Origin of the sequence: Marinobacter sp. (assembly GCF_048269445.1) — a bacterium.
Lineage (GTDB): Bacteria > Pseudomonadota > Gammaproteobacteria > Pseudomonadales > Oleiphilaceae > Marinobacter.
The window spans coordinates 109,189-134,194 of sequence record NZ_JBLXIQ010000005.1 but is presented as its reverse complement, the minus strand read 5'-3'; the positions used below and the strand labels follow the sequence as shown (position 1 = coordinate 134,194).

The following is a 25,006-nucleotide window of genomic DNA, read 5'->3' as shown; positions in this document are numbered from 1 at the left end:
CAATGAACGAGCGCCAATCCCGGCCCGACATGCCATCAACCGATCAGGAAGATCGCTACCTGGCCACCACCCATGAGGTCTTCAACCAGCCACCGGCCCTGGAGAATTACAACCTGTTCGAGCAGGACATCGCGCTTCAGGAGGCCGCTCTTCGCGAGGGTGCCGGAAGGACAACCGCAGACCTCAAGGCTTTCGGCGCCCTGGCCGGCACCGCAGAAACCATTGATCTGGGCTTCCGCGCCAACGCCAACAAGCCGACGTTCAACACCCATGACCGTTTCGGTCACCGCGTCGACGAAGTGGACTTTCACCCGGCCTACCACGAGCTGATGCGCATTGCCTTCGAAAACGGCCTGCACAGTAGTCCCTGGAGCCAGCCCGGCCAGGGCGCTCATGTGGCCCGCGCTGCCAAATACTACATGCACTCCCAGGTGGAAGCGGCCCATTGCTGCCCGGTGACCATGACCTTTGCCGCCGTCCCGTCCATCCGGAAGCAACCGGAACTGACGGCGGACTGGGAGGCGCGGATCCTCGCCAATCGCTACGACCCACGTAACCTGCCGGACAGTCAGAAAACCTCCGTCACCATCGGCATGGCCATGACTGAAAAACAGGGTGGCAGCGATGTCCGGGCCAACACCACCAAAGCCTATCCAGTCGGCACCAAGGGCCCCGGCCAGGCTTATGAACTGGTTGGCCACAAATGGTTCGTCTCCGCTCCCATGTGCGACGCCTTCCTGGTGCTGGCCCAGACCCAGGTCGGACTGTCTTGCTTCCTGATGCCCCGCTGGCGCCCGGACGGCACCAAGAACCCCTGGCAGATCCAGCGCCTGAAAAACAAGATGGGCAACATCGCCAACGCGTCCAGCGAAGCCGAACTGCGCGGCGCCCTGGCCTGGATGGTAGGCGAAGACGGCCGCGGCGTACCCACCATCATCGAAATGGTGTCCATGACCCGCTTCGACTGCATGATCGGCAGTTCCGCCGGCATGCGCCAGGCCGTAGCCCAGGCCACCCACCACTGCCGCCACCGCAGTGCTTTCGGCGCACGACTGATCGAACAACCGCTAATGCAGAACGTCCTGGCCGACCTGGCCCTGGAAAGCGAAGCCGCACTGGCCTACACCATGCGAATCGCTCGCGCCCTGGATAATCAGGACAAGGAACACGAACGCCTCCTGGCCCGCCTGGCCACCCCGGTTGGCAAATACTGGATCTGCAAGCGCACCCCGAACCACGCCTATGAAGCCATGGAATGCATCGGCGGCAGCGGCTTGATGGAAGACTGCATCATGCCCCGTTTGTTCCGCGAATCCCCGGTCAACGCCATTTGGGAAGGCAGTGGCAACGTCCAGTGCCTGGACACTCTTCGCGCCCTGCAAAAAGAACCCGAAACCCTCGACGCCTTCTTCAAAGAAGCGGCCGAAGCCAAAGGCGCCGACCGCCGCTTCGACCAGTTCCTGGCGCAGCTGCAACACGACTTCGCCGACATCAGCGATTTCCAGTACCGTGCCCGCAACCTGGTCGACCGGATGGCCCTGGTCATGCAGGCCTCATTGCTGATCCGCCACTCCGACAAAGCCGTGGCAGACGCTTTCTGCGCCACCCGCCTGCAATCCGGCGGCGGCATGAACTATGGCAACCTGCCGTCCGGCACGGACCCGGCAGCCATTATCAAACGGGCAACGCCTGTAGTAGGCTAAATGAGTGCCGTTAGCCAATCCTGTCGGATTACTCCTTCGGCTAAGCCGACCTACGGTTAGCTAACGCTTCGTTTTTCGCCCCTGGTCACTGGGGGCAAGAACGGCTGTGAGAAGCCCACTGAGAACTTTGAGAGTCGGTGGGGAATCCCCTCCCAAAAATGTGCGGAGCCATGGATGGCGGAGCCCAAGCGCCACAGGGATGTGCCGCAAGGAGCGTTTTTTGGAGGGGATTCCCCATCGACTCCTGCACGGAACCAGACATGTCAGAAGCGCTGAGAAAACTCCTGAGGGAAGGCCAAAAGCCCCAGCAGCCGGTCATCACGCCCCACGTAGGCGTCCTGACCCTGCACTTCCAGCTCTACGGCTGCGAAGACCTCAAAGCCAAACGCAAAGTCTTCACTGCCCTCAAGGCCGTCTGGGGCAAAGAACCGGACCTGGCCGTAGCAGAAACCGCCGACCAGGAAGCCCTGGACTGCGCCACCTGGACCGTCGCGGCCCTGGGCACCTCCTCCCAGCAAATCACCCAGCGCCTCGATCAGGTTGAAAAAGCGATCGAAGACCGGGTGGATGCAGCCATACTGGATATACACCGGGAAATACTCTGACCGGAACACAGCAACCCTGGCCGGGGCCCTGTGGCGTAACCTGTCGCCAGGCCGTATACTACGCCCCCTCAGGGATGCCAGTGCGCCTGCCAGCGGCAGGTGACCCGTAACCAATGCCGGACATGAATGCCGGCCTTATCCGCAGGGCATCCGGAACCGGCCCTTCGGATGACCACTGAGTGTGAGTGGCGCCTATGACCGGAAAGAAAAAATCCGCCCAGGCCTCGGTTGAGGCCATGTATCGCGTGTTCACGGTGCCCGAGGCTCCGGAATCCACGCTGAGCCGGATTGACCAGAACATTTCCCGCAACCTTGCCGGCTTCCTTCAGGAGCACATCGTTGCGGTCGAGCGTGACCTTTCGGATGTGGAGAAAGACTTCTCCGATTACACCATCCCGGAAAAGCCCGTCTTCGTGTCTGAACAGGCCCAGTTCCTGCTCGACAAACTGGTGGCCAACTCCGTTCACACCGCCTCCCCCGCGTTTATCGGACACATGACCTCAGCGCTGCCCTATTTCATGCTGCCGCTGTCCAAAATCATGATTGCCCTGAACCAGAACCTGGTTAAAACCGAAACCTCCAAGGCGTTTACCCCCATGGAACGGCAGGTACTGGGCATGATTCACCGCCTTGTGTATCAGGAGGACGGTGCGTTTTACCGCAAATGGATGCACGACCCACGCCACGCCCTGGGCGCCATGTGCTCTGGCGGTACCATTGCCAACCTGACCGCTCTCTGGGTAGCCCGCAACCGTGCCTTCCCTGCCGAGGGCAGCTTCCGGGGCCTGCACCAGGAAGGCCTGTTCCGGGCACTGAAATACTATGGCTACGAAGGCGCTGCCATCGTGGTCTCCCGTCGCGGCCATTACTCCCTGCGCAAAGCCGCCGATGTGCTCGGCCTGGGCCGGGAATCCCTGATTCCTGTGGATACCGACGACGAAAACCGCATCAATACCGATGCCCTTCGGGACAAATGCCTGGAACTGCAGCGTCAGAAAATCAAGGTGATGGCCATCTGCGGCGTTGCCGGCACCACTGAAACCGGCAACGTCGACCCATTGGATGGCATGGCCGACATCGCCCGAGAATTCGGCGCCCACTTCCACGTCGACGCCGCCTGGGGTGGCCCCACTCTGTTCTCCCGCACCTACAAGCACCTTCTGCGAGGCATTGAGAAGGCCGATTCCGTCACCTTCGATGCTCACAAGCAGCTATACGTGCCCATGGGCGTGGGCCTGGTGGTGTTCCGAGACCCAAGTCTCGCCAGTGCCGTCGAGCATCATGCCCAGTATATAATTCGGAAAGGATCCCGGGACCTGGGCAGTACAACCCTCGAAGGCTCCCGGCCGGGCATGTCCATGCTGATCCATTCCGGCCTGAAAATCCTGGCCCGGGAGGGCTACGAAATCCTGATTGACCAGGGCATCGACAAGGCGAAAAGCTTTGCGGAAATGATCGAGGCGGAATCCGACTTCGAACTGATCACCAGGCCGGAGTTGAACATTCTCACCTACCGGTACTGCCCGGAGAACGTCCAGCAGGCCCTGGAACTTGCCGACCCACTGCAGGCGGAAAAGCTCAATTCCTGCCTGAACCGGATCACCAAGTTCATCCAGAAAACCCAGCGGGAACGGGGTAAGGCGTTCGTCTCACGGACCCGACTTGAGCCAGCCCGTTATTTCCATTTCCCATGCATTGTCTTCCGGGTGGTATTGGCCAACCCCCTAACGACGCGGGAAATACTGGCAGACATCCTCTCAGAACAGAGGGAATTATCAGGGGACGAGGGGATTCAGGATGAAATAACTATCCTGCATCAGATGGCGAAAGCCGTATTAAAACAGCACGAGATCAGCTCCAGACAAGCTTGAAGGTAATTCCAGAGCTTGAACGAGCCGGTCGGGGTACGTTTCAAAAACCGTGCGGAGCCAGGGATGGCTCCGCATTTCGCGTGACCTCAGTAAAGCGCCTCTTCATCATCCAGAACATCGTGGATGATATCCAGGAACATGCGATCCGCCTCGCTCCAGTTCTCCGGGATCCGGATGTTCGTGTTGGCACTGATTTCCCGGGCAATAATCTCATCGGCATTCGGGTCACTACGGTGCTTCCGGGCAATCTCCATGGATTTCACCGCGATGGTAGGATCACTCAGCACCTTCTTGATGAACACCCGAAGCTCATCAATCATCCTCGCCTGACGGCCCTCACTCGACGTACTCATACTTCACTCCCCGGACATATGACTGTCGGGGGCGAACACCCCCGTAATATCTTCATAGTATGGCCAAACTGGGCAGTTACAACCAGCCCAAGGTCTCAGATCAGAAGGCCCCGCAGGGTAAAGAACAGGATAGCCGCCATGATCGCAGACGCCGGCACGGTAATGATCCAGGCAGCAGCGATCCTTACCAGGTGGGAACGTTTGACCATTTCTTCCCGGTAGATCTTTTTCAGCCGCTTGCGCTCAGACTTGGACAGAGGCACCTGCTTTTTCTTCTTGGCCTGTTTCAGCAGGTTTTCCATTTCCTCAACCGAAGCATTGCGGAAGTCATCAAGGAACGGCTTGAGACGCTCCTGCTCTTCCGGGTCATGATGTTCCATGATCTTGTGGAGTTGGGTTGCGTAGTTGGATTTTAGATATTCCCGAAGAAAGCCAACACCAAATACACCACCAATCGCGATATGAGTAGAGCTAACCGGCAGGCCCAACTGGGAAGCAACGATTACGGTCAGCGCCGCGGACAGGGCAATACAGAAAGCCCGAGTCTTGTCCAGTTCGGTAATTTCGCTGCCAACGGTCTTGATCAGCCGAGGTCCGAACAGCATCAGGCCAACGGCAAGGCCGAGAGCACCCACCATCATGACCCACAGGGGAATACTGGCCGAGGTAATCACCGTTCCGGCCGACAGGGCATCGTTAATAGCTGCGAGGGGACCAATGGCATTGGCCACGTCATTGGCGCCATGAGCAAAACTTAGCAGGGCGGCGGCAAAAATCAGGGGCCAGGTAAACAGGGTGTTCACTCCCGCCGGGCTGTTCTCCATGGTTGATGCCAGTCGCCCCACCACCGTACGCATGATGAAGAACACCACGGCTGCTGCCACAAGACCAATCAGGGTCGCCTCAAGGAAATCCACCTTAACGATCTTTTTGACGCCTTTGATCATCAGGTAGGTACCGAAAGCCCAGGCCATAATGGCTACCAGCCAGGGTACGAATGTGCGCGCCGCCGGAACAACATCCTTGCGATACAGTACCGTCTTCTTGATCGCGAACAGAAACAGGGCCGCCAGGGCACCACCCAGCACGGGGGAGATGACCCAACTGGCAGCAATCTTGCCCATCACCGCCCAATCGGCAATGCCCCAACCACCCGCGGCGATGCCAGCACCGAGAACGCCACCAACGATTGAATGGGTAGTGGAGACAGGCGCGCCCATCCAGGTGGCCAGGTTCAGCCAGAGAGCGCCAGCCAGAAGGGCCGCAGTCATCAGCCAGACAAAGGCCCGGCCATCTTCAAGACTGGTGGGATCAATGATGCCGCCCTTGATGGTGGATACCACATCACCCCCGGCAATGACCGCACCGCCCGCCTCGAAAATAGCGGCAACAACAATCGCCGCGCCTAGTGAAAGGGCCCCGGAGCCAACCGCCGGCCCCACGTTGTTGGCAACGTCGTTGGCGCCGATGTTGATCGCCATATAGCCGCCAATGACCGCCGCCGCCATCAGCAACATGCTGTTCGGCATTCCCTGGCTGAATGATCCGACAGTCAGCCAGATTCCAAGTAGGAAAAGCAGGCTGATGCCGACCCTGTATCGTTCCGTGGTAGGGCTGGTAAGAAGGGTATCCAGGAATCCGCTCGAACGGGCCATAACAGATCAGGTCTCGTTTAGTCTGTGGGAAATGCTCGCAGGCTCTGCCGCGGCGCAACTATAAAATCTTTGACACAAAATTGAAATAAAATGGTCATCTTCCATACAGGCTAAACACATCACAGACGGGACTGCAAAATTTCACTAACTTCACTCATAATCCGGGCTAAAAGCGTCTAAATTACAAAAACACCACAACTAAGGCTTCCATGTCCCAACCAACCTCCTCCGGCCAGATCGCCGCTGGCGAACGGGAAGACGCTCAGGTCTCGCGCCTGCTCACCTGGCTCTCGGCAACCGCCATCGCCTTTCTCATCGGAATCGGCGCCAAGGCCTGGCTCGCGGGCCACACAACCCATGCCTGGGTGCTGTGGTCGTTTATCGTGCTGATCGGCGTGAACATGCTGTATTTTGCCAACACCAGGAACCAGACAAGGCAAAAAGGGGGCCTGATTGTCATTGTCGGCCTGCTGTTTACCTATCTGATCGCCTCTGGCGGCGAGAGCAATACCGGTCCTCTCTGGTTCTACGTATTTCCGCCCTTGCTGTTCTACCTCACCGATCTGAAAACCGGCACTGCAGTTTTGCTGTTTTGCTACCTAATCGCAGCAGTGGTCTTCCAGTTTCCCGGCCTCCCACTGGTGGCTGCGGATTACAGCATGGATTTCAAGATCCGCTTCTTTGCCACGCTCACCTTCGAATCAATATTCTGTTTTGTCCTTGAGGCCAGCCGTCTCAAGGCCCGCAATGAGCTGGTGGCACTTGCCGAAACCCACGAGCATGCTGCGAGAACCGATGAACTCACCGGGCTGCCCAACCGCAGGGACATGCAAAACCGCCTGGCCATGGAGTTCTCCCGCTACCAGCGCTCCGGGCACCACTTCTCCGTTGCCCTGATCGATCTTGACATGTTCAAGAGTATCAACGATCAGTTCGGGCACGATGCCGGTGACGAAGTGCTCCGCGAATTTTCCAAGCTGATGAACACAGTGATCCGGCAAACCGATGTCGCGGCCCGGTGGGGTGGTGAAGAGTTTCTGGTGCTCCTACCCGACACTTCGCTGATCCAGGCACTGACTCTGGCAGAAAGGCTTCGCTCCAAGGTAGCCAGCCAACCATTCCGGTTCCGGGAACACAACCTGCCGGTCACCATCAGCGCGGGCGTCTGTTCCATTGCCAAGGCCGGGGCCCTGGACGCCCTGCTTAAACAGGCCGATGTAAACCTCTACAGTGCCAAGGAATCCGGCCGCAACCGGATTGCGCCACGAGTGCGCAGCCAGAAGGCTGACCCGCCCGCTGCCCGCTTCAGAAATCCATCCGGTTAAGCCCCCCAGTTGAGCCCATCAAGCGCGCCCGTTATGATCGTGCGCGACCATGGGACCGTAAGGTCTGAACCCAGTACATTGCACAGGTAAACCGATGACAGCCATTCGTATTCTGGTGGGCAGCGTCTACGGCGGCGCGCTGCTGACAGCCCGAGCCATCAAAAAAGATCTGGAAACCGGGGGGCATCAGGTCACCGTGCTGGAGAACCCGGCACTGGAAGACATCACATCAAACCACGACCCCCTTCTGGTGTGCACCTCCACCACCGGCCAGGGCGAGCTGCCACCGAACCTGCTGCCATTCTATCTGGATTTGCGGGACCAGCTTCCTCAGCAGCCGGGCCGACCGTTCGGCGTGATCGTTCTGGGCGACAGCTCCTACGGCGATACCTTTTGCGGCGCCGGCGAACTGATGGAGGAAGCTCTGTACGAGACTTCCGCCCGCAAGGTCGGCGATACCCTGCGCATTGACGCCCTGGAAACCATGGAGCCGGAAGCAGACGCACTGCCCTGGGCCCGGGAATGGCTTAGCCAAGTCTGACCGGCTTACCCAAATTTGCCAAACATCTCCTGCCTCCGACTTGAGTCGTTAAAGGCGACCGGCCATACTCGGAAAGACAACGATAAAAAGCGGTATACCGTGGTATCAACACAATGGCTCCGTTTGCTGATAGCACTGACTCTGTTGTCAGGCCTGGCAGCACCTTCCCGAGGGGCTGAGACATCGTATATCCCGCAGATTGAGTACCTCCGATCCGGTCCCGATAGCACGCTCACCGCTACGGAAGCGCTGGCCTCCGACGACTGGCAGATACTGAAAGAGGAAAGCCCGAACTTCGGCTATATCAGGGATACGGTCTGGCTCCGGTTTCCCGTTCGCAGCCCGGCAACGATCAACCTCCTGGAAGTCCGCTATTCCCAGCTCGACAGACTCACGTTCTATCTGCTGGAAAATGGCCGAATCGCAACCCGGATAATCACCGGGGATCGAGTTCCCTTCAAGCAACGGCCCATTCTGAACCGCCATTTCCTGTTTCCATTCGAACAAAGCATTGCCAGTGAGTACCAGATTCTGCTGGAAGTAAGTACCCAAGGGGCCATGCAGATACCACTAAAGCTCTGGAACGCGCAGGCATTTTTCGAGTACACATCAACCGAAGACCAGCTGCATGCTCTGTATTATGGCATCCTGATTACCGTCATCTTCTTTAATCTATTTATATTTTCGGCTCTGCGGGAGCCGGTTTATCTACTCTACGTACTCTCGACCCTTGGCTACCTGCTGCTGATTGGTAGTCTCAATGGCACAACCTTCCAGCTAATCTGGCCAGACAGCCCCGCCATACATAACCAGATGATGCTGCTGTCGGTGCCGTTCGCGATGCTGTTCACCCTGCTGTTCTCCCGCTCGTTCCTGAAGCTGAAGAAAACCGGACCTACTCTGGATCGGCTTGTTGTTCTCACAATCACCCTGAATGCTGCCGTTGCCGCTACCACCTTCTTGGTTGATTACAGCACCGGAAGCCGCCTGACCGTGGCACTGGCCATACCCAGCTGCCTGCTCCTCACCGCCCTTGGCCCGTTACAATGGGTCAAGGGTAATCCTCAGGCCAGTTACTACACTCTGGCCTGGGGCGCTTTGACCGTCGGCAGTGCCATAACCGCAGCCAACAAATACGGACTGCTCCCCAATACCTTCCTGACCACCTACGGAATGCAGATTGGTTCGGCTTTGGAAGCCATCCTGCTCACACTGGCACTGGCGGCCCGGCTGTACCAGCAACGGCAGGAGAAAGTGGAAGCCCGGGAGGCCGAGCTCAGGGCCATGGCAGCGCGACGCTCGGCCGAGCTCAAGCTCATGGACCACGCCCTGCATAACCCACTCACCGGTCTTCCCAACCGCATCAGTTTCGAGATGGTGCTGAACGACCTGATGATGCGCAGTCCGGATAAGCGCTATGGCGTTGCGATCATTCACCTGAATAATCTGCAGTCCGTTACCAAGACCCTGGGCCACCGTAACAGTGACCGGATCCTGGAGCTGGCGTCGAAGCACTACAATGCCGTAGTCCGGGAACTGCCGGGCGCCATACCAGTGGAACAGAGTGATGAGCGCAACTTCTTTCTGGCTTCGCTGGACCCGCAGACCTTTGCGTTCATTGTCGATGCGGATGCCACCGGCTCGGTTCCCCGGTCGATTCTCAAAGGTCTGGACGGCATCCGGTACCCTATCGATTACCTTGGCATGGAGGTGCCTCTGGACCCGCAACTGGGTGTGGCGATTTTCCCGGACCATGGCATGGACGCGAACACACTGATCCGCCGGGCGGTTATTGCGGAGGGCTCGGACTCGGCCCGGGAACGGGGCATCGCCTATTACAAACCGGCACAGGATTCCTACAGCGCTGACCGGCTTACTATGGTCTCGGAGCTGCGGCAGGCACTGGAAAATGATGGGCTGGTGCTTTTTATGCAGCCCAAACAGTGCCTGAAAACCAGCCGAATTGTGGGCATGGAGGCACTGATCCGCTGGCCAGGGCGGCCCCAGCCGATTCGCGCTGACGAGATTGTCAGTCTTGCGGAGCAGACAGGGCTGATCAAACCTCTGACCCGATGGGTGCTTGAGCAGTCTCTGGCCTTGCGCTCGCAGCTTCTGGACCGGGGCTGGCCCCTGACGATTTCCGTGAACATTTCTCCGAACAATTTGCGGGAACCGGATTTCCCGATTTTCGTGCAACGGTTAATGAGCAGCTATCAAGGCCATCAGGGTGCGATCATATTTGAAGTCACGGAAACCTCAATGATGCAGGACCCTGGCAATTCCCTGAAAGCCCTGAACTCCCTGAATGCCACGGGCATTCCGGTTTCCATTGACGATTTCGGATCCGGTTACTCTTCGCTCTCCTACATCAAGCAGTTACCGGCCAGCGAGGTAAAGATCGACCGGTCGCTGGTCACGGATCTTGCCACCGAGGCCGAAGACCGGGTGATTGTGCAGACCACCATCGATATGTGCCACAGCCTGGGCTATCGGGTGGTGGCCGAAGGCGTGGAGGATCATGGTACAGCGGATCTGCTGCGGGATATGGGGTGTGACATGATCCAGGGTTACCTGCTCACGCCACCACTTCCTTTTGACGAACTATTGGCCTGGCTGGGCCGAAACCACCAGCAACCGAACCAGCGCAAACTCGGTTGAAAACCTTGTCAACGTTGGCGGATCAGTGCCTCTTGCGTGGTGGAAGCCACCAGCACGCCTTCCTCATTGAAAAAGTTGCCGCGATTGAAACCGCGGCCCGCCGAGGCGCTCGGGCTGTCCTTGTCGTACAGCAGCCATTCATCCATCCGGAAATCCCGATGGAACCAGATGGCGTGATCAAGACTGGCCACCTGCAGACCTTTGCTCATGAAGGTCAGCCCATGGGGGTTCAGGGAGGTACCGAGAAACTGGAAATCGGACGCGTAAGTCAGCAGGCAGCGGTGCAGCACGGGATCATCCGGCAACGGCCCCTGGGCGCGAAACCAGCTCTGTTTGTGGGGCGGACGTTTTTCCGGCTTTAACGGATTCACCGGGTTAACGGGCCGGATCTCGATCGGGCGATCACGGGTCAGGGTTTCGCGCAGTCTTTCCGGCACCTGGGGCGCCAGAATCTTACCCCATTCCTGTTCTGAACGAAGTGATTCCGGGGCCGGCGCCTCCGGCATCTTAAGCTGATGCTCAAAGCCCTCTTCAGCGACCTGGAACGACATGGAGCCCGTCAGAATTTCCTTGCCGTCCTGGCGGGCAATCACCCGTCGAACGGAGAAACTGCCACCGTCCCGAACCCGCTGAACTTCGTAATCGATGGGCATGCTGTGATTGCCGGGACGCAGAAAGTAGGCATGGAGGGAGTGACACAGTCGACCCTCAACGGTGCGACTGGCAGCCATCAGTGCCTGGCCGAGAACCTGCCCGCCGAACACGTTGGGAAAGCCTAGATCTTCACTGTCACCCTGAAAATGATCGTCGCCGATGGGTGAAAGGTCCAGCAACTCCACCAGCTTCTTGGTTACCTCAAGCATGCCTGCTCCTGTGATTTCGTTAGCACACGACGGAGTTTTCTACCGCAAGCGGGGAGATTTCGCAATGAAAAGCCGCAAACGGCAGGCACAAACGGCCCCCCAGGGAACCGGAGCCATTCGGCCATTTCGGAGTGTTACCCGTGTATCGGCGGCACCTCCCGGGACAATGCCTGCTTCTCCAAAGCAAAGCGGCCGGTCACTGCAAACCCCAGGACTTCACCGTGCGGACTCTTGAACAGCGCCTTGACGTCCGTGCCGTCCCGCTCCACATCCCAACTACCCTGGGCATCCGGAGCCGGCGGACAGACGGCAGTGGGGCAACAGGGTGTCTTGATCATCACCGGCATCGTGCCATAGCTCACCTCAGTTCGCTCGCCGGTCAGCGTTTTGGCGAGGGCCCGGGCACAGGCCATCAGTGGCAGAACGTAAAGCAGAACGTGACCGTCTACCTCGGCACAGTCCCCGAGGGCGTATACGTCTGGCGCCGAGGTTTCCAGGGCACGGTTAACGGCTATGCCGCGCCCCGTTTCAATACCGGCCGCCCGGGCCAGCCCGGTCCGGGGCCGCAAACCCACGGCAGACAGCACCAGATCGGCGTACAGTGTCTTACCATTGGCCAGGCTCAGGGTGACGCCACTGTCTTTCCGATCGATCCGGTCCACGACGGTGCCGAGATGGAAGTTGACACCCAGATTTTCCAGCTCCTGCTGAACAGCATTGGCGGCAACTTCTGGCAACAGACCAGGCATAACCACTTCGGAAGGCGCAATCACGTCCACTTCGTAGCCGCCGTTTCGCAGATCATTGGCGAACTCACAACCGATCAGGCCGGCACCCATAATCGCTACCCGCTTGCCGTCGCCAAGGGCCTTACGAAACTCACGGTAGTCCATAAGGTCATTGATGGAGAACACGTGCTCCTGACCATCCCCCTCCAGCCTCAGCCGGATGACATCAGCGCCCCAGGCCAGAACCAGCTTTCTGTAGGCGAGGCGCTCGTCACCCAGCACCAGCTCGTGTGCCCGGGTATCAATTCCGGTGACGGTGCTGAACGCCCTGATGTGCACATTCAGCTGCTCCGACATGGCGTCGGATGCGCCCTGAGCCAGGCCTTCGGCATCCTTACCTTTGGTAAAGCCGGTGGAGAGCATGGGCTTGGAGTAGCTCACGCCATCATCGGCAGTCACCATGATGACCGGGGTCTCTTTGTCCAGCTTACGGATCTCCCGCGCCAGCGAGTAGCCGGACAAGCCGGTACCAACGATAACGATAGGGGCCTGCTCAGTCATAACCGCGTTCCTCTAAAAGCACTCTCCGTAACTCAATACACTGCATGACCACCCACTCACACGGCGTGACCAAGCTTCGGGGTATCAGCTGATTTCAATCATCTCAAAGTCTTCCTTGCCGACACCGCAATCGGGGCAGACCCAGTCTTCCGGTACGTCTTCCCACTTGGTGCCGGGCTCAATGCCATCCTCAGGCCAGCCTTCCGCCTCATCGTAAATCAGACCGCAAACCACACACTGCCACTTCTTCATCAGATCTCTCCCAGCTCAATCAGGGCGCAATGATAATTGTCCGACAATCATGCGCACAAGTGCTTTATCCAGTTAACAGATACGAACCACTGTCGAATCAGGCCATCATACCCATCGCCCCGGAATTGACCAATGCCAACAGACAACACCCCGGGTTTCTGCCAATAGCCACAAATACAGACTCGCGGAAAAAGTAGCCCCCTCCCTTCCTGCGACCCTCTCCGGTATAATCGCCCGTTTTATGACAGGACCGACCGATATGACCAATACCGTCGCCGAAATGAATCAGGTTATGGCCGAAGCTGACTGCCTGGTTGACGAACAGCAGGCACAGAGTGCAATTGGCAAACTCGCCGACGATATTACTGAACGCCTGAAAGACAGCAACCCTCTGTTATTCTGCGTCATGAACGGCGGGCTGATCCTCACCGGGCAGTTACTGCCCCGGCTCCGGTTCCCGGTCCAGGCCGAGTACCTGCACGCCACCCGATACCGCCAGGAAACCACAGGTGGCATTCTGGAATGGAAGCTGCAGCCCGAAGCTGACATGAATGACCGCACCATTCTGATTGTGGATGACATTCTGGATGAAGGCACTACTCTGTGTGCCATTGCCGATTACTGCCGGGCCCACGGTGCCAGGGAAGTCCTCACCGCGGTACTGGTGGACAAGAAACACGACCGCAAGGCACGGCCGGATCTGAAGGCTGATTTCACGGGCCTGGAAGTGGAAGACCGTTTCCTGTTCGGTTACGGCATGGACTACAAGGGATACTGGCGCAACGCTCCGGGCATCTATGCAGTCAAGGGTCTCTGACATCAAAAGCCAACTGAGCGATATCGACAGCCACCTGACCATCCCCCCAACGGTCTGGTATCGCTCTCTGACAGCCGCCGGGCTGCGCAATCCCTCGGTGCATGGCCGCGCCCGCTACTGGTTGCAGGTGGAGGGCTCGTTTACGCGGGCCCTGCAGAAACAATGCACCCGGTCATTCCATGTCGAAGTCCGGCAGGAGGGTTTCGGGCCACCGAACCTCGAGGAGTCCCGGCGCCTCGGGATCCCGCCAAGGCAACACGCATGGGTTCGGGAAGTCCGGCTTTGTGGTGACGGCGAGCCCTGGGTACTGGCGCGCACCGTCATTCCTCTGAGTTGCCTGGAAGGTGAAGGGCGCCGCCTCCTGCATCTGGGCGACAGGCCCCTGGGCGCTTACCTGTTCACCAACCCGCATTGGGAACGGGGACCACTGGAAACCGGCCTCTGCAATCCAATTGCCGCGGGTCAGCCGGAACTGGCCCGGCGCTCCCTGTTCAGCAGCCATAACCGATCCCTGCTGGTTGGCGAATACTTCCTGCCGGCACTGTTTCGGCGGAACACGCTTTAACCTGCCTCCTGCCACTGGCTATAATCGCTGCACTTGCTGAATTCGCATAACACCAGACGGACGCACCCCCATGTTGCTTGATGCCATGCCAGATCATATCCAGAGCCGGCTGGCCGACTACGCCAGGCTGCTCAGAATCGACCGCCCGATCGGAACCCTGCTCCTGCTCTGGCCCACCTACTGGGCCCTGTGGCTGGCCGGCGAAGGCCGCCCCGGACTGGCTAATGTTGTCATTTTCACGCTGGGCGTGTTTTTCATGCGGGCCGCCGGTTGCGCAATCAACGATTTTGCTGACCGGGACTGGGACAAGCACGTCGAACGCACCAGGGACCGCCCGCTTACCACCGGGCGAGTCAAGCCCTGGGAAGCCATCGCACTGTTTGCCGGACTTTGTCTTGTCTCGTTTCTGATGGTGCTGCTGTTCACCAATCCGCTAACCCTGTATTTGTCCTTCGGCGGCGCTGCGCTGGCGTTCATCTACCCGTTTATGAAACGTTACACCCATCTGCCCCAATTGTTTCTCGGGGCCGCGTTCTCCTGGGCGATCCCCATGGCCTGGGCGGCAGAGGCGGGCGAACTCAGCCAGCTTACCTGGCTGCTGCTCACCGCCAACGTGCTGTGGACCGTGGCCTATGACACCTTCTACGCCATGGTCGACCGGGACGACGACCTGAAAGTGGGCATCAAATCCACCGCCATCCTGTTCGGTGATGCCGACCGGGCCATCATTGGCATCCTGCAAGCCATGGTGGTGTTGATCCTGCTTCTGGTGGGCCACCGGGCGGAACTGGGTACCTTTTATTATCTGGGCTTGGTGGCAATGGCCTGCCTGTTTGTTTACCAGCAGTATCTGGCGCGGGAGCGAGGGCGTGATGGCTGCTTCAAGGCATTTCTCAATAACAATTGGGCCGGATTTGCCGTTTTTTCAGGGCTGGTGATTGATCTCGCGATTGGCTGAGTCTGTCATATACTTGTAACACTTGGGCGGTGTAATGAGGCAGCAATAAACCAAGGTCTGACACAGGTTAAAGCTCATGACTGGAAAAACTGTCCTGATCGTCGATGACGAGGCCCCTATCCGCGAGATGATCGCCGTGGCCCTCGAAATGGCGGATTATGACTATCTGGAGGCAGCGGACGCCCGGGAAGCCCATGCCCTGATTGTCGACAAACACCCGGATCTAGTGCTCCTCGACTGGATGCTCCCCGGCACCAGTGGCGTTGAGCTGGCCCGTCGCCTGAAAAAAGAAGAGGCGACCGCCGACATTCCCATTATCATGCTTACCGCCAAGGTGGAGGAAGACAACAAGATCCAGGGTCTGGAGGTAGGTGCCGATGACTACATCACCAAGCCCTTCAGCCCCAGGGAACTGGTGGCCCGACTGAAAGCGGTGCTGCGGCGCGCGACCCCTCCCGGCGTGGACAGCCCCATTGAAGTGGAGGGTCTGACCCTCGACCCGGTGGGCCATCGGGTCACCACCAAAGAGGGCGCTCTCACCATGGGCCCCACCGAGTACCGCCTGCTGCAGTTCTTCATGACTCACCAGGAACGGGTATATACTCGCTCCCAGCTTCTGGACCAGGTCTGGGGTGGTAACGTCTATGTTGAGGAACGAACGGTGGATGTCCATATCCGCCGGCTTCGCAAGGCCCTTGGCGACCAGTACGACCATCTGATCCAGACGGTACGGGGAACCGGTTACCGCTTCTCGACCAAAGCCGCGTAAGTAACTCCGGCCAGCTGAGTGTCAGCCCCGGATCGGACACAAGGCAGTTTTTGATGCAACACAACTGGTCTCGGTACCTGCGCTATATCCTCGGTGGCCTGTTTGGCTCCACCATGGTGGGCCTCTACTTCGGCGAGCCTGTTTACGGGCTCACGTTCGGACTGATCATCTACCTCTGGTGGACGCTTGTTCAGGCCCGACGCCTTTACCAGTGGCTGGCCAACCCCAGCGCCACCGACGAAGCGCCCCAGAGTGTCGGCCTCTGGGGTGACATCTTTGATAACCTGCACAAACTTCACCAGAATCATCTGAGAACCCAGGACCGCCTGAGGGCCCAGATCAACCGGGTGCAGGAATCCACCAACGCCATGCGCGATGGTGTGGTCATGACTGATTCCCGGGGTGCCATGGAATGGTGGAACGGGTCAGCCGAATACCTTCTGGGATTCCGACGCAACACGGACCAGGGCCAGTACATCCACAACCTGATTCGCATGCCGGCCTTCAAGGCCTATTTTGATTCCCGGGATTACCGGGAGCCTCTCGAAATTCACTCCCCGGCCAAGCCCCACATCCATTTGCAGATACAGATCAGCCTGTTCGGTGACAACGACCGCCTGATCGTCGCCAAAGATGTCACCCGCCTGTTCCAGCTGGAGCAAATGCGCCGGGACTTTGTTGGCAACGTTTCCCACGAGATGCGGACACCGCTGACGGTGATCAGCGGCTATCTGGAAACGCTGGTCGACAACGCCGATGATCTGCCACCGAAGTGGCGTCGGGCCATTAACACCATGGCCGCGCAGTCGTCCCGGATGGAAGCCCTGATTACCGATCTGATCCTGCTTTCGAAGATTGAAACCGGCGAACAGACGTTGAATGACACCCTTACGGATGTGGACCAACTGATCAGCCAGATCAGCCATGATGCCCGGGCACTGAGTGGTGAAAAGCAACATGAAATCGCGGTTCAGATCAGTGACCACCGATTGCTCAAAGGGGATGAGAGCCAGCTACGTAGCGCCTTCTCCAACCTGATCTTCAATGCTGTGAAGTACACCCCAGCCGGGGGGAAAATCACTGTTTCCTGGTCCGCCAACCGGGAAGGCGGCCATCTATCCGTAAAAGACACCGGAATCGGCATCGATCCCGTGCACATCCCGCGCTTGACGGAACGCTTTTACCGGGCTGATCCTAGCCGGCACAAGGACACCGGAGGTACCGGGCTTGGCTTGGCAATCGTCAAACACGTTCTGCTGAATCATGATGGCAACCTGGAAATTCGCAGTCGCATTGGCGAAGGCAGCGAATTCATCTGCCACTTCCCCCGGGACAGGCTGGTCGAGCGAATACCGGAGAAAGCTGGAAACTAACGGCCCGCCCGAAAGCGAGCAATAAACCTGGACAGATCCTCCAACTTCTTCGGATCCTCGTCGACAAAATGGATCGTCACGCTGACGAAATCGGTGTCCTGGCGCTTGTCCACCGCCTGTAACTGATGCACGTAGCCATTCAACCGGGCCATCTGCCCCTCTCCAGTCTCGATATCGACCACCGCCTGGTCAAGGATGCCGGGAAACACCTGGTCCCGTTTGGCGATCACCCGGACTTCGGTCAGGTTGATATCCTTGACCACCGACTTCAGGGTGCTTTCAGCAAATCGGACAGAGGCAAGGCTCATTGCGCCGCGGGCGGCGGCCTGTTTCTGGGCTGCCGGACTACCCGACATCAGGGGCGACGACGGGGCCGGCCGCTCTGGCGCCTCCGGTGCGGGCGCCGACTCCGACTTGCGAGTCAGCAGCTCTGCAGATTCCGTGAAGGCATCCGCCGGACTGGCCATGGACTTGCCGCTGTGACCCATAGCGTCCTTCAGTTTGCCGCCCATGACCTTGATAATTTTCTTGCTCAGGCCATCCGGGCTGAATGGCTTGCCGAGGTATTCAGAAACGCCGCCCTTGACCGCTTCAATCACATGGTCCTTGTCGCCTCGACTGGTGATCATGATAAACGGCACTTTCTCGTACTGGGGCTGCTGGCGCATCCACTGCAACAGCTCCAAGCCGGACATTTCCGGCATTTCCCAGTCACACAGAACCAGATCAAACGCCGTTCTGGACATCAGTGACTGGGCCCGGCGGCCGTTCTGGGCATCGGTTGTCTCGATTACCGGAAAGCGCTGGCGCACTGTTCGCTTGACCAGATCACGTACAAAGCTGGCATCGTCCACCACCAGCGCTTTCAGCATTACCATATTTCAGACCCTTGGCTATCCACTTCCCGGTTTTCTCACCCCGGTTCCCAGGGTCAACTATAGAACAAAGGCCGACGCCGGAAACCTGCCGGCAACAAAAAGACCACAAATGCGGTTTTCCGGGAACTGGCAGGTTAAACAATTGTCACTCCACCCGGCTCCGAACAATATTCCTCCGGCCCGAAAACGCGCTACCATGGGGTCTGGAATTTTCACACCATCATTACCCTGATCGAGGTTCTGTGTGCTGACCACACCTGCAAGGATTCTGCGTCCTCGCCGCCTTACCCGCGGCTTACTGGTTTCCGGTTTTTTATCACTCCTGTCACTGCCCACCATCGCCCAGGACAGCACTGCACCAGGGCCTGCAGGCTTTGCCGAGTGCAAGGCCCGGCTGCAGGAACAGGCCATTGCCGCCGGGGTCAGCAGCGAAACCGCCAAAGAGGTGATGGCCGAGGCTGAGCATCTGGATCGGGTCGTTGAACTGGACCGCCGGCAACCGGAGTTCACGACCACCTTTGCCGATTATCTGAACCGGCGGGTTAACGATGACCGGATCAGCAAGGGCCGTGAACTGCTGAAAGAACATCAGGAGCTGCTGGCCCGCGTTACTCGGGAAACCGGCGTGCCGGCTCCTTACCTGGTTGCCTTCTGGGGGCTGGAAACCAACTTTGGCAGCTATTTTGGCAAAATGCCGGTACCCAGCTCCCTGACCACCCTGGCCTGCGATCCCCGTCGGAGCACCTTTTTCACCAAACAGCTGATAGCCGCCCTGCGCATCATCGATGAAGGCGCGATTCCGGCTGACCAGATGGAAGGGTCCTGGGCAGGGGCCATGGGCCATGTACAATTCATGCCCACGGTGTTTTTGCAGCACGCAGTGGATGCCGACGGTGACGGGCGCCGGGACCTCTGGCACAGTCTGCCGGATGCCATGATGTCTGCCGGCAAGTTCCTTCAGTCCATGAACTGGAACGGTGACTATCGCTGGGGCCGAGAAGTTCTTCTGCCCGACAATTTTGACTACTCCCTGGCGGACGGGCGGCGGCTGCCCCTGAAGCAGTGGCGGGAGATGGGCGTTACTGATGCTTTCGGCAAGCCACTGGCCCGGGAACCCATTGATGCAGCCTTGGTGGTGCCTGCCGGGCACCAGGGCCCGGCCTTTCTCGCCTACGACAACTTTAGGGTAATCATGGGCTGGAACCGTTCGGAATTCTACGCCATCGCGGTTGGTCACCTGGCCGATCGAATTGCCGGAGCCGGAACGCTGCAGAACCCGCCGCCGGAGGATACGCCGGCACTGTCCCGGGATAACATCATCAGCCTGCAGGAAGCTTTGCTGGAGCGAGGCTATGAGACTGGCAAACCGGATGGCATCATGGGGTCGGCAACCCGCTCTGCCATCCGCCAGTTCCAGGCCGCCAACGGGCTGATCGCCGACGGTTATCCGGGTGAAACAGTGCTGACCAGGCTGGAGGTTCTGAACAACCAGTGATCCAGAACCCTAGCAACAGGCTACTATTGCAGGTCACTGTTTAAGGCGAGACTGAACCGACATGGATTCCATCACCCAGGCGGCGCTCGGCGCCACCCTGGCCGGCGCCGTTGCCGGCAAGACCCTTGGCCGCTCGGTCCTGCTCACCGGCGCGGTGTTGGGAACCCTGCCCGACCTCGATGTGGTCATCGACTACGGAACCGCCGTAGCCAACTTCACCCAGCACCGGGGCTTCAGCCACTCGTTGTTTGTTCTCGCCCCCCTTGCCACGATACTGGCTTGGTTGCTCTGGCGCTGGAAACCGCAGCTCAGCTTCCAGCGCTGGCTCGCCCTCACTGGACTTATTCTGATCACGCACCCGTTACTGGATGCTTTCACCACCTATGGCACCCAACTGTTCTGGCCAATAGGGCCGCCAGTGGCCATCAACAGCATCTTTATTATCGACCCGCTCTATACCCTGCCATTGCTGGCAGGGTGCATTGCCTTCCTGTTGCGCCCGCCCGCTAAAACGGCGATTGTGGCCGGGCTGGCGCTCTCGACCCTGTACCTGGGCTGGAGTGTGGCGGCGCAGCAGATTATCACCCAACGGGTCCAGCCGGCACTGGCCGAGGCCGGGCTGGCGAGCCCGGACTTGATGGTGCAGCCCATGCCCTTCAACACCTTGCTGTGGCGGGCTACCGCGATTGAAGGCGACCAGCGGGTCGAAATTGTCACCGGCTTTCTTGATGGCGGTGCGCCCCTGAACCTCCAGTATTTCCCACGTCGACGGGATCTTGCCAGGGCCGTTGAGCATCTGCCAGAAGCCCAGCGGTTGGAATGGTTTACCGGCGGCTTTCTCGCGTACAGCCGGTCAGACGGCAGAATTATGGCGACAGATATACGGCTCGGCATCCCCGGCGCCCACCCCTTTACCTTTGTGCTGGCGACAGATAAGGGCAGCAACATACAGCCTACCGCGAGCTTTCGCATGCCAAGGCCTGACGTCAAGGCGGAAGCCCTCGCCCTGTTGTGGTCCCGGATGACCGGAGAAACCCCAGTGCTGTGCCTGGCCAGTCCGAGTGCACCCACGTCGGGAGAACATTGCTGATCACCATGCGACTTGACCAGTTTGTTGCCAACAGCTCCGGGCTTTCCCGTAAAGAGGCCAAACGGGCCATTGCCGGAGGCGAGGTGACGGTTAACGGTGAAACCTGCACAGCGGCCAACACCCAGCTGCCAAGGGATGTACAGGTGGTTCTGGCAGGGGAGCCGCTGGCTTTACCGGGCGAACGCTATCTGATGATGAACAAGCCGGCAGGTGTGGTAAGCGCGACGACCGACAGCGATCACCCGACGGCACTGGATCTGCTACCAACAGAACTGACCCGAAATCTCCACATTGCCGGACGTCTGGATGCGGATACCACCGGATTACTGTTGCTGACCACCGATGGCCAATGGTCTCACCGGGTCACCTCGCCACGAACGGATTGTCCGAAAACCTACCGGGTGACACTGAGTGAGCCGTTAACCTCCAGGGCGGTCCGGGAGCTGGAGCAGGGTGTGCATCTGCACAGTGACTCAAAACCCACCAGGCCGGCCCAAGTAGACATTCTGGGTGAGAGCACCATTGATCTGACAATTTCTGAGGGGCGTTACCATCAGGTCAAGCGCATGCTGGCAGCGGTCGGTGGTCATGTAGAGGCCCTGCACCGATTGCAGATCGGCGCCGTTCTGTTGGATCCTGCCCTCGAACCCGGCGGCTATCGAGAGTTGACCCGCGCAGAAAAGAACAGTCTCGGCTGAGCTCAGGTGCGCTCGAAACGCTGGGCCTTCAGATTCTTCCGGACGGCACCCGCCTCGAACACTTCACCATTCATGGCAATGTAGACGCCGGGCGGCAGCAGTTGCACCGCCGCCCAGGCAAAACCAACATTGAAAACCGCGTCGGTCCGGCGCATGCGCGCCGGCTGCATGGCACCGGTCAGCACAATGGTCTTGTTCTTCAGCCCAGACACGGTCGCCGCGGTATCGGCCATGGTGTCGGTGCCATGAGTTATGATGATGCGGTCACAGTCGCACTCTGTCACCGCTTCCAGCACCAACTGCCGATCCGCGTCGTTCATTTCCAGGCTGTCCTTGCGCATCAACTCCCGCAGACGGTAGCCCTCGTGAATGTTGGACTCGGACAACAGCTCCGGCAGCAGGGTATGGCCCACCTCAAATTCGCTGTTGGCGTCGAAGTAAACCTTGTCGATGGTGCCGCCAGTGGTGAAGATCTGGATCATGCCGTGATTCCTCGAAGATCAGTTTACACTGACCGTATTGTTACCGGCGGTCGCATAGGCCGCGTTCCGTTCCCGTTCATAGCGCCGCGCGGCGGCCGCCACCGACCCACGGGCTCCGGTGTCCAGCCAGCGTTTGATCCGGCCGGCATCGCCCATGGGCGAGCGTGTTCCCAGGGAGTCCAGCAACACGGTGACCACTTTCTTGCCATTCATTTGCGAAATCATCACCAGACACCGCCCGGCTTCAGAGAGATAGCCGGTCTTGCTCAGGGCCACGCCCCAGCTGTCCCTATGCACCAGGGCATTGGTATTGCCGAACGAAAGACTGTAACGGGGATTGCGGAACTGGCCCCGGAAGTAATCGGTAGTGGAATATTTACCAATCTCGGGATGGGCTGCTGCCGCATTCGCCACCTTGACCAGGTCGGACGCGGTAGAGACATTGTCGGATGACAGCCCAGTGGGGTCTACGTAGCGGGTTCCAGTCATGCCCAGCGCCCGGGCCTTGGCATTCATCGCCTCGATGAACGCATCAAAACCACCCGGGTGACTGCGGGCCAGGGTGTAGGCCGCAAAATTCTCAGACGACATCAGCGCGATTCTCAGAACATCCCGACGGCGCATCTGCGAGTCAATGCGGATCCGGCTGTAGGCGTTCGCGGCGGCCGGGGTGTGGCGCTTGTGAAAAGTCAGCCATTCGTCCAGAGACTGCCCGGATTCGAGAACCACCAATGCCGTCATCAGTTTGGTGACAGAGGCAATGGGCACTGAACGATCCGCGTTCTTGCCAAAAACCAGCTCATCTTCACCGGCAACCGCAACCGCCGCATTCACCGAGGCCAGGTTGGGTCCCGCCTCTGGTCTCTCGGCGGCTGATGTAGTCGGGGACTTTTCCTGCTGATGGGCCTGTAAAGACAGTGGCACCACCAGGGCCAGCAAAAACACCCAACAAACCGCAATGCTCCGGTTACGCATGCGTGAAAACCTCTTCTCTTGTTTTTTGTCCGGGCCGAACCTGCCATACCATACCGTCATTGTACCAGCGATCCGCCAGCAGCATCAGCTCATGGCAAATCGGTAATGGCGCCTTTGGACGCCGAACTCACCGTACGGGCATATTTCGCCAGCACGCCCCGGGTAAAGCGCGGCGCTGGCGCCCGCCATGCTTGTCGGCGTTGTTCCAGCTCCTGATCCGATACACCCAGCTCGATCCTGTTGCTGACGGCATCAATGGTAATGGTGTCGCCATCCTCAACCAGCGCAATGGGACCGCCCTCGGCCGCTTCCGGCGTGATATGGCCAACCACGAACCCGTGGCTGCCCCCGGAAAACCGCCCATCGGTTATCAGCGCCACGTCGCTGCCAAGGCCCTTGCCCATAATGGCGGACGTGGGGCTGAGCATTTCCCTCATGCCTGGCCCACCTTTCGGGCCTTCATAACGGATAACCAGCACATCACCGGCCACCACCGTGCCATCCAGAATCCGCTCCTGGGCCTCTTCTTCCGAATGGAATACCCGGGCCCGGCCGGCAAAGTGAGTGCCTTCCTTGCCGGTGATCTTGGCCACCGCGCCGGTCGGCGCCAGATTGCCGAACAGGATGCGCAGATGACTGTCAGCCTTGATGGGGTTATCAAAGGCGTGAATGATGTCCTGCCCCTCCGGATAGGGCGCAACGTCGGCCAGGTTCTCCGCCAGGGTCTGACCGGTCACGGTCAGGCATTCGCCGTGCAGCAGGCCCCGGTCCAGCAGCATCTTCATCAGAGGCTGGATACCGCCAATGGCCACCAGCTCCGACATCATGTAATGCCCGCTCGGACGAAGATCCGCCAGTACCGGCACCCGCTTGCCAATCTCGACAAAGTCTTCCAGCTCCAGATCCACACCCACCGTACTGGCCATGGCCAGTAGATGCAGCACCGCATTGGTGGATCCACCCAGGGCAATCACCACGGTGATGGCATTCTCAAAGGCTTTCCGCGTCATGATGTCGCTGGGCTTGATGTCTTTCTCCAGCAGGTTCAGCACCGCGGCCCCGGCACCACGACAATCCGCCGCTTTGGTGTCTGACACTGCGTTCTGGGCGGAGCTGCCCGGCAGGCTCATGCCCATGGCCTCAATGGCAGACGCCATGGTGTTAGCGGTATACATGCCGCCACAGGACCCCGGCCCCGGAATCGCGGTTTCCTCGATCTGCTTGACCTCAATCAGATCCAGATCGCCCCGGGCGTGGGCACCCACGGCCTCGAAAACGGAGATGATATCGGTATGGTTCTCACCGGGCATAATGGTGCCGCCATAGACAAACACCGACGGCCGGTTCAGGCGAGCCAGCCCCATCATGCAGCCGGGCATGTTCTTGTCGCAGCCACCGATGGCCACCAAGCCATCAAAGCCCTCACAGCCAGCAACCGTCTCAATGGAATCTGCAATTACCTCCCGGGACACCAGGGAATACTTCATGCCTTCGGTACCATTGGCAATGCCATCCGAAACCGTGATGGTATTGAAGATCAGCGACTTGCCTCCGGCCTCATCGGCACCGGCGGCCGACTCTTCGGCCAGCTGATTGATGTGCATATTGCAGGGCGTAAGGTTACTCCAAGTAGACGCAATCCCGATCTGGGGCTTCCTGAAATCGTCATCGGTGAACCCGACCGCCCGAAGCATGGCGCGACTGGCGGATTTGCTAATGCCGTCCACCACAGGCGAAGAATATTTCCGGCGTTTGTCCTGATTTGTGTCTTGCGTCATGGGAGCTCCGTTT

23 protein-coding genes are annotated in these 25,006 nt (G+C 59.0%); 14 read left to right on the top strand and 9 right to left on the bottom strand.

Translation table 11 applies throughout. The annotated features are described in order from the left end of the window. Positions 1-2 precede the first annotated feature (2 nt). From ACN0XM_RS12120 to panP, 3 genes are all read left to right on the top strand, one after another. Positions 3-1,703, top strand: a complete 1,701-nt coding sequence (locus ACN0XM_RS12120; RefSeq protein ID WP_417567200.1) for an isovaleryl-CoA dehydrogenase — start codon at positions 3-5, stop codon at positions 1,701-1,703. Positions 1,704-1,963: 260 nt separating this feature from the next. Continuing rightward, positions 1,964-2,308: a DUF503 domain-containing protein gene (locus ACN0XM_RS12115; RefSeq protein ID WP_417567199.1), complete on the top strand. Its 345-nt coding sequence runs from the start codon at positions 1,964-1,966 to the stop codon at positions 2,306-2,308. 194 nt (positions 2,309-2,502) lie between these two features. Beyond that, positions 2,503-4,179 (top strand): pyridoxal-dependent aspartate 1-decarboxylase PanP, encoded by a 1,677-nt coding sequence (gene panP, locus ACN0XM_RS12110; protein ID WP_417567198.1) that lies wholly within the window; start codon positions 2,503-2,505, stop codon positions 4,177-4,179. Between the two features lie 86 nt (positions 4,180-4,265). Here the strand turns inward: panP and ACN0XM_RS12105 are convergent, their stop codons facing one another. Both ACN0XM_RS12105 and ACN0XM_RS12100 read right to left on the bottom strand, forming a co-directional pair. Further along, on the bottom strand, positions 4,266-4,532 hold the full coding sequence (locus ACN0XM_RS12105) for a hypothetical protein (RefSeq protein ID WP_099618595.1): 267 nt from the start codon (positions 4,530-4,532) through the stop codon (positions 4,266-4,268). Between the two features lie 95 nt (positions 4,533-4,627). Further along, on the bottom strand, positions 4,628-6,187 hold the full coding sequence (locus tag ACN0XM_RS12100) for an inorganic phosphate transporter (RefSeq protein WP_417567197.1): 1,560 nt from the start codon (positions 6,185-6,187) through the stop codon (positions 4,628-4,630). Between the two features lie 209 nt (positions 6,188-6,396). Here ACN0XM_RS12100 and ACN0XM_RS12095 point away from each other — a divergent pair, with 209 nt between their 5' ends. From ACN0XM_RS12095 to ACN0XM_RS12085, 3 genes are all read left to right on the top strand, one after another. Beyond that, complete coding sequence (locus ACN0XM_RS12095; protein WP_417567196.1) at positions 6,397-7,512, top strand: GGDEF domain-containing protein; 1,116 nt, start codon at positions 6,397-6,399, stop codon at positions 7,510-7,512. 94 nt (positions 7,513-7,606) lie between these two features. After that, positions 7,607-8,053: a flavodoxin gene (locus tag ACN0XM_RS12090; RefSeq protein ID WP_417567195.1), complete on the top strand. Its 447-nt coding sequence runs from the start codon at positions 7,607-7,609 to the stop codon at positions 8,051-8,053. A 99-nt stretch (positions 8,054-8,152) separates the two neighbouring features. Next, on the top strand, positions 8,153-10,711 hold the full coding sequence (locus ACN0XM_RS12085; protein WP_417567194.1) for an EAL domain-containing protein: 2,559 nt from the start codon (positions 8,153-8,155) through the stop codon (positions 10,709-10,711). 8 nt (positions 10,712-10,719) lie between these two features. On the opposite strand, the gene ACN0XM_RS12080 is transcribed toward ACN0XM_RS12085, so the two are convergent. The 3 genes from ACN0XM_RS12080 to ACN0XM_RS12070 form a co-directional block, all read right to left on the bottom strand. Then, positions 10,720-11,574, bottom strand: coding sequence for an acyl-CoA thioesterase (locus ACN0XM_RS12080; protein WP_417567193.1), 855 nt, complete (start codon positions 11,572-11,574; stop codon positions 10,720-10,722). Positions 11,575-11,708: 134 nt separating this feature from the next. Next, complete coding sequence (locus ACN0XM_RS12075) at positions 11,709-12,863, bottom strand: NAD(P)/FAD-dependent oxidoreductase (protein ID WP_417567192.1); 1,155 nt, start codon at positions 12,861-12,863, stop codon at positions 11,709-11,711. An 84-nt stretch (positions 12,864-12,947) separates the two neighbouring features. Beyond that, positions 12,948-13,115: a rubredoxin gene (locus ACN0XM_RS12070; RefSeq protein WP_048496576.1), complete on the bottom strand. Its 168-nt coding sequence runs from the start codon at positions 13,113-13,115 to the stop codon at positions 12,948-12,950. A gap of 259 nt (positions 13,116-13,374) precedes the next feature. Between ACN0XM_RS12070 and ACN0XM_RS12065 the strand changes: the two genes are divergently transcribed. From ACN0XM_RS12065 to phoR, 5 genes are all read left to right on the top strand, one after another. Continuing rightward, positions 13,375-13,932 carry a hypoxanthine-guanine phosphoribosyltransferase gene (locus ACN0XM_RS12065; RefSeq protein ID WP_417567191.1) on the top strand — a complete coding sequence of 186 codons (558 nt, stop codon included), beginning with the start codon at positions 13,375-13,377 and terminating at the stop codon, positions 13,930-13,932. Continuing rightward, complete coding sequence (locus ACN0XM_RS12060; protein WP_417567190.1) at positions 13,913-14,497, top strand: chorismate--pyruvate lyase family protein; 585 nt, start codon at positions 13,913-13,915, stop codon at positions 14,495-14,497. Before ACN0XM_RS12065 ends, ACN0XM_RS12060 begins: the two co-directional genes overlap by 20 nt. 70 nt (positions 14,498-14,567) lie before the next feature. Next, complete coding sequence (ubiA, locus tag ACN0XM_RS12055; RefSeq protein WP_417567189.1) at positions 14,568-15,455, top strand: 4-hydroxybenzoate octaprenyltransferase; 888 nt, start codon at positions 14,568-14,570, stop codon at positions 15,453-15,455. Between the two features lie 76 nt (positions 15,456-15,531). Further along, positions 15,532-16,224 carry a phosphate regulon transcriptional regulator PhoB gene (phoB, locus tag ACN0XM_RS12050; protein ID WP_417567188.1) on the top strand — a complete coding sequence of 231 codons (693 nt, stop codon included), beginning with the start codon at positions 15,532-15,534 and terminating at the stop codon, positions 16,222-16,224. 53 nt (positions 16,225-16,277) lie between these two features. Then, positions 16,278-17,597: a phosphate regulon sensor histidine kinase PhoR gene (gene phoR, locus ACN0XM_RS12045; RefSeq protein ID WP_417567187.1), complete on the top strand. Its 1,320-nt coding sequence runs from the start codon at positions 16,278-16,280 to the stop codon at positions 17,595-17,597. Here the strand turns inward: phoR and ACN0XM_RS12040 are convergent. Then, positions 17,594-18,475: a response regulator gene (locus tag ACN0XM_RS12040; protein WP_417567186.1), complete on the bottom strand. Its 882-nt coding sequence runs from the start codon at positions 18,473-18,475 to the stop codon at positions 17,594-17,596. The two genes, phoR and ACN0XM_RS12040, sit on opposite strands and share 4 nt — an antisense overlap. Positions 18,476-18,719: 244 nt before the next feature. Here ACN0XM_RS12040 and ACN0XM_RS12035 point away from each other — a divergent pair, with 244 nt between their 5' ends. From ACN0XM_RS12035 to ACN0XM_RS12025, 3 genes are all read left to right on the top strand, one after another. After that, positions 18,720-19,970, top strand: a complete 1,251-nt coding sequence (locus ACN0XM_RS12035; RefSeq protein WP_417567185.1) for a lytic murein transglycosylase — start codon at positions 18,720-18,722, stop codon at positions 19,968-19,970. Between the two features lie 61 nt (positions 19,971-20,031). Further along, positions 20,032-21,060: a metal-dependent hydrolase gene (locus ACN0XM_RS12030; protein WP_417567184.1), complete on the top strand. Its 1,029-nt coding sequence runs from the start codon at positions 20,032-20,034 to the stop codon at positions 21,058-21,060. Between the two features lie 5 nt (positions 21,061-21,065). Next, positions 21,066-21,758, top strand: a complete 693-nt coding sequence (locus ACN0XM_RS12025; protein ID WP_417567414.1) for a pseudouridine synthase — start codon at positions 21,066-21,068, stop codon at positions 21,756-21,758. A 2-nt stretch (positions 21,759-21,760) separates the two neighbouring features. Here the strand turns inward: ACN0XM_RS12025 and ACN0XM_RS12020 are convergent, their stop codons facing one another. From ACN0XM_RS12020 to ilvD, 3 genes are all read right to left on the bottom strand, one after another. Beyond that, complete coding sequence (locus ACN0XM_RS12020) at positions 21,761-22,240, bottom strand: asparaginase domain-containing protein (RefSeq protein WP_417567183.1); 480 nt, start codon at positions 22,238-22,240, stop codon at positions 21,761-21,763. A gap of 18 nt (positions 22,241-22,258) precedes the next feature. Further along, positions 22,259-23,215: a D-alanyl-D-alanine endopeptidase gene (gene pbpG / locus ACN0XM_RS12015; protein ID WP_417567182.1), complete on the bottom strand. Its 957-nt coding sequence runs from the start codon at positions 23,213-23,215 to the stop codon at positions 22,259-22,261. A gap of 89 nt (positions 23,216-23,304) precedes the next feature. Next, on the bottom strand, positions 23,305-24,993 hold the full coding sequence (ilvD, locus tag ACN0XM_RS12010) for a dihydroxy-acid dehydratase (RefSeq protein ID WP_417567181.1): 1,689 nt from the start codon (positions 24,991-24,993) through the stop codon (positions 23,305-23,307). Positions 24,994-25,006 lie beyond the last annotated feature (13 nt).

Coding starts and splice junctions, on each gene's coding strand:
- ubiA (WP_417567189.1), top strand. CDS start 14,568: ATGTTGCTTGATGCCATGCCAGATCATATCCAGAGCCGGCTGGCCGAC.
- ACN0XM_RS12090 (WP_417567195.1), top strand. CDS start 7,607: ATGACAGCCATTCGTATTCTGGTGGGCAGCGTCTACGGCGGCGCGCTG.
- ACN0XM_RS12025 (WP_417567414.1), top strand. CDS start 21,066: ATGCGACTTGACCAGTTTGTTGCCAACAGCTCCGGGCTTTCCCGTAAA.
- ACN0XM_RS12080 (WP_417567193.1), bottom strand. CDS start 11,574: ATGCTTGAGGTAACCAAGAAGCTGGTGGAGTTGCTGGACCTTTCACCC.
- ACN0XM_RS12060 (WP_417567190.1), top strand. CDS start 13,913: ATGCAGTCAAGGGTCTCTGACATCAAAAGCCAACTGAGCGATATCGAC.
- ACN0XM_RS12030 (WP_417567184.1), top strand. CDS start 20,032: ATGGATTCCATCACCCAGGCGGCGCTCGGCGCCACCCTGGCCGGCGCC.
- ACN0XM_RS12120 (WP_417567200.1), top strand. CDS start 3: ATGAACGAGCGCCAATCCCGGCCCGACATGCCATCAACCGATCAGGAA.
- ACN0XM_RS12100 (WP_417567197.1), bottom strand. CDS start 6,187: ATGGCCCGTTCGAGCGGATTCCTGGATACCCTTCTTACCAGCCCTACC.
- ilvD (WP_417567181.1), bottom strand. CDS start 24,993: ATGACGCAAGACACAAATCAGGACAAACGCCGGAAATATTCTTCGCCT.
- phoR (WP_417567187.1), top strand. CDS start 16,278: ATGCAACACAACTGGTCTCGGTACCTGCGCTATATCCTCGGTGGCCTG.
- ACN0XM_RS12115 (WP_417567199.1), top strand. CDS start 1,964: ATGTCAGAAGCGCTGAGAAAACTCCTGAGGGAAGGCCAAAAGCCCCAG.
- pbpG (WP_417567182.1), bottom strand. CDS start 23,215: ATGCGTAACCGGAGCATTGCGGTTTGTTGGGTGTTTTTGCTGGCCCTG.
- ACN0XM_RS12065 (WP_417567191.1), top strand. CDS start 13,375: ATGACCAATACCGTCGCCGAAATGAATCAGGTTATGGCCGAAGCTGAC.
- ACN0XM_RS12105 (WP_099618595.1), bottom strand. CDS start 4,532: ATGAGTACGTCGAGTGAGGGCCGTCAGGCGAGGATGATTGATGAGCTT.
- ACN0XM_RS12040 (WP_417567186.1), bottom strand. CDS start 18,475: ATGGTAATGCTGAAAGCGCTGGTGGTGGACGATGCCAGCTTTGTACGT.
- phoB (WP_417567188.1), top strand. CDS start 15,532: ATGACTGGAAAAACTGTCCTGATCGTCGATGACGAGGCCCCTATCCGC.
- panP (WP_417567198.1), top strand. CDS start 2,503: ATGACCGGAAAGAAAAAATCCGCCCAGGCCTCGGTTGAGGCCATGTAT.
- ACN0XM_RS12075 (WP_417567192.1), bottom strand. CDS start 12,863: ATGACTGAGCAGGCCCCTATCGTTATCGTTGGTACCGGCTTGTCCGGC.
- ACN0XM_RS12020 (WP_417567183.1), bottom strand. CDS start 22,240: ATGATCCAGATCTTCACCACTGGCGGCACCATCGACAAGGTTTACTTC.
- ACN0XM_RS12095 (WP_417567196.1), top strand. CDS start 6,397: ATGTCCCAACCAACCTCCTCCGGCCAGATCGCCGCTGGCGAACGGGAA.
- ACN0XM_RS12070 (WP_048496576.1), bottom strand. CDS start 13,115: ATGAAGAAGTGGCAGTGTGTGGTTTGCGGTCTGATTTACGATGAGGCG.